The organism is Butyrivibrio sp., assembly GCF_015056685.1.
Taxonomy (GTDB): Bacteria; Bacillota; Clostridia; order Lachnospirales; family Lachnospiraceae; genus Butyrivibrio.
The window spans coordinates 1-3446 of the sequence record NZ_SVFW01000093.1; the positions used below are offsets into that span (position 1 = coordinate 1).

5 protein-coding genes are annotated in these 3446 nt (G+C 39.7%); all 5 read left to right on the forward strand.

What is annotated here, in order from left to right; translation table 11 throughout:
- Positions 1 to 129: 129 nt before the first annotated feature.
- The gene (locus E7303_RS17875; protein ID WP_292146817.1) at positions 130 to 897 is read left to right on the forward strand and encodes a nucleoside phosphorylase; all 768 of its coding nucleotides are present in this window, start codon (positions 130 to 132) and stop codon (positions 895 to 897) included.
- A 92-nt stretch (positions 898 to 989) separates the two neighbouring features.
- The gene (locus E7303_RS17880) at positions 990 to 1640 is read left to right on the forward strand and encodes a class I SAM-dependent methyltransferase (RefSeq protein ID WP_292146818.1); all 651 of its coding nucleotides are present in this window, start codon (positions 990 to 992) and stop codon (positions 1638 to 1640) included.
- A 230-nt stretch (positions 1641 to 1870) separates the two neighbouring features.
- Positions 1871 to 2284 carry a GNAT family N-acetyltransferase gene (locus E7303_RS17885; RefSeq protein WP_292146820.1) on the forward strand — a complete coding sequence of 138 codons (414 nt, stop codon included), beginning with the start codon at positions 1871 to 1873 and terminating at the stop codon, positions 2282 to 2284.
- 249 nt (positions 2285 to 2533) lie between these two features.
- Positions 2534 to 2725: a GNAT family N-acetyltransferase gene (locus E7303_RS17890; RefSeq protein WP_292146821.1), complete on the forward strand. Its 192-nt coding sequence runs from the start codon at positions 2534 to 2536 to the stop codon at positions 2723 to 2725.
- Positions 2726 to 2804: 79 nt separating this feature from the next.
- Positions 2805 to 3407 (forward strand): histidine phosphatase family protein, encoded by a 603-nt coding sequence (locus E7303_RS17895; RefSeq protein WP_292146822.1) that lies wholly within the window; start codon positions 2805 to 2807, stop codon positions 3405 to 3407.
- The last annotated feature ends 39 nt before the right edge of the window (positions 3408 to 3446 follow it).

Here is a 3446-nt window from a genome sequence, read left to right on the forward strand (position 1 = left end):
CAGTGATAAGACAGCTTTCATACAGTGGATAGGGATGGATAAGTAGCCATAGGTAAAGGAGTATGAAATGAAGGTATCTTCCAGTATTATCGACTAAGACAAATCGGCAATTTGAAGGAAAGGTTAAAAATGATAATTAAGAACAAATATCCTGTTTGTGAGTTCGATACAAGCAGAAGCCCAATAATTAAACCTACAGATTTTTTGGAAAAGACGCTTCCATCTAAATGTGTCATTACATTTTTTAGGAAAGAACTGGAGCAGTTTGTTGAAGATGAAAAACTCCCTGTAATTGGGTATCTTCATTCTGAGGTTTTAGACATTCCTATTTACGAATACAACAAATCTAATGACAGAATTTGTATTACCATGCCCTTTTGTACAGCTCCTGGTGCGGCTGGAACAATCGAAGAATTATACGCTATGGGATGTGAAAAATTCATTATATGTGGTGGTGCAGGCTCTATTAAAAAAGGATCTAAAGTAGGGGAGATAATTGTGCCTGTTGCTGCTGTTAGAGATGAGGGAACGTCTTATCATTATTTAGAACCTTCCCGTGAAGTGGAATGTCATAAAGAAACTACAGATTATGTTATTTCTGGGTTGGAAAAATTAGGGATACCTTATACAACAGGGAAAACATGGACAACAGACGCTATGTACAGAGAAACCCCCGAAATGATTGAGCTAAGAAGAAATGAGGGATGTATAACGGTTGAAATGGAAACAGCAGCGTTTTTTGCGGTATCTAAGTATTATGATATTCATTTAGCTCAATTACTTTATGCAGGTGATGATGTGAGCGGCGAAAAATGGGACACGCGGAATTGGAATCATCACATGAATGTCCGTTCAAATATGATTATTACCGCGGTTAAACTAATGGAAGAATTATAAGATAAATGTGTTTATCGAAATGAAAGCACTGTTAGGTGGAGTTATGCTCCGCCTAATAGTTCTGTAAATCGCAGTTTATGGAGGTATGAAAGATGCTTGAAAAAATGGGTGAATTCTTTGATGCCAGATTAAGTGGGTACGAAGAACATCAATTAACCTGTATTGATTCCGCAAAGGAATTCTATCCGTATACAGCAAGCTGCCTGCCACAAATTGCCGGCACACGCCTTCTTGATTTGGGCTGCGGTACAGGGTTGGAACTTGGTTACTATTTTGAACTGGTGCCTTCGGCGGAGGTTACGGGCATCGACCTTGCACCGGGTATGCTTGAGGCATTGCGCAACAAATTTCCTGATAAGAATATGACTTTGATTTTGGGCTCGTATTTTGATGTGCCGTTTGGTGAAAATTCTTTTGATGCAGCGGTGTCTGTGGAATCTCTTCACCATTTTACAGGGGAGGAGAAAATACGACTGTATGAGAAATTCCTAAAAGCGCTGAAACCCGGAGGAAGCTTCATCCTTACGGATTATTTTGCAAAGTCCGATGAAGAAGAGTGTTTTCGCCGTGCAGAGCTGCTTCGCTTGAAAAAAGAACAAAACATAGAGGACGATACTTTTTATCATTACGATACTCCATTAACAGTTGAACACGAAATAGAAGCCTTAAATAAAGCGGGTTTTTCATCTGTTTCAGTTTTGAACAGCTGGGGACCGACTTCTGTGCTGAAAGCAATCGAATAAATTTAAATTTATCGGGGATTTTTGATCAGCCACTTTTCGCAGATGAAAAATCTGTGGGATAAGGTTGTAGAAATCCATGTACTGGATAATAAATAGAGTTGAAAAGCAGTAGAATAGCCATTGTGGCTATGATATCATGAAGGCATGATGCTTACTTAAGGTAAGTACCAGCCTTTTTAATTGTGACAAAATAAATACAAAACATTAAACGATCAGTTGGGAGAATTGGAATGCTAACATATTGTAATAATCTATCGGTAAAGGATTACTGTGGCCTTCGGACATCTGTTGGCTGGCCGATCATCAGCGATGATCAGGCGCAGTCTGGATTGGACAACTCAGATTTTATTATTTCCTGTGTGGATGAAGGGAAAACTGTTGGCTGCGCAAGGATATTTTGGGATAAGGGTTATATAGCTTACCTTGCGGATGTAATTGTAAATCCGGAATATCAGGGGCAGGGTATCGGCAAGAAAATGGTGCAGGAATGTATCAAGTATATTGATAACCAGCTCAAGGAAGGCTGGCGTATAAAGATAGTTATTGTGGCATCAAAAGGAAAAGAGGCGTTTTACGAGAAGCTTGGCTTCAAGGCCCGCCCAAATGACAATGATGGCCCAGGAATGGATATGTGGAGAGAATGACAGAGCGAATCATTGATGAAGAATTAAAACTGATTCCATATTATAGGAATGACGAGGCTTCACTTCCTTGGTATCAGGATTTGGATGTATGTAAGCAGGTAGATAACAGAGATGAACCATATGATTTAGATCTTTTACATGCTATGTATGATTATCTAAGCTCTCATGGGGATTGCTACTACATAGAATATAAGGGAACATTGGTAGGGGGATGTTTCGTTAAGAGACAATGCAGAAGTCGCTGTTGTAGTGTGCAAAGAATACCAGAATCAGCACATTGGAAGACGATGCGGTGAAGATATGCTTAAACTTGCTAAAGAAAAGGGTATGGATACTGTTAAGGCAAATATCTATTCCTTTAATGAGCATAGTAGGCGAATGTTTGAGGCTGTTGGATTCAAAAAGATAGATGAAGAATGGTACGAATACCAAAGCAGATAATTGGAGTATGTTAGCAAGTATTAAATTCCAGTTTTATAGATGATGACAATTCGGAGTTTGTAAAGGAGACCAGATTAAAATGATTCTTTTAATTATCAGGCATGGTGAATCTGAAGCAGATATCCTAGATGTCCACGAGGGCAGGGCGGATTTTGAACTGACAAAAAAGGGACATGAGCAGGCTTCTGCCATGGCAAATTATGTGACCGGTAATTATCGGCTTACACGAATTTACGCAAGTACGCTTAAGAGGGCAGCCCAAACTGCGAAACATTTGTCTGATGAGTCAGGAATTGCGATTGAGTATGAGCCGGATTTAATGGAGTTTAACAACGGGATGTTAGCAGGTCTCTCCCGCGAAGACGCTGACCGGCTTTATCCTTATATAGAAAACTTGCCTATAGATCAGGCAGTGTACGGCCAGGAATCTAAGGTTGATTTCCGTAGCAGAGCTGAAAAAGTATTGCAGAGAGTGCTTTCAGAAAACGGTCCTGAGTCAGTCATAGCAATAGTGACGCATGGAGGTATGGTGAACCAGCTATATGGCGCTATGCTTCATATGCCCATCGGAGAGAATATTTTTTTTCGCACGTCAGACACTGGAATCCACGTCTGGGATATAACTAAGAACAGTAGTTATGTGATAAAGGCAAATATAGATGATCACATAAGAGGTATATAAGCAACAACTTCAAATTTGTAGAGCGATTAAATTTCAGTA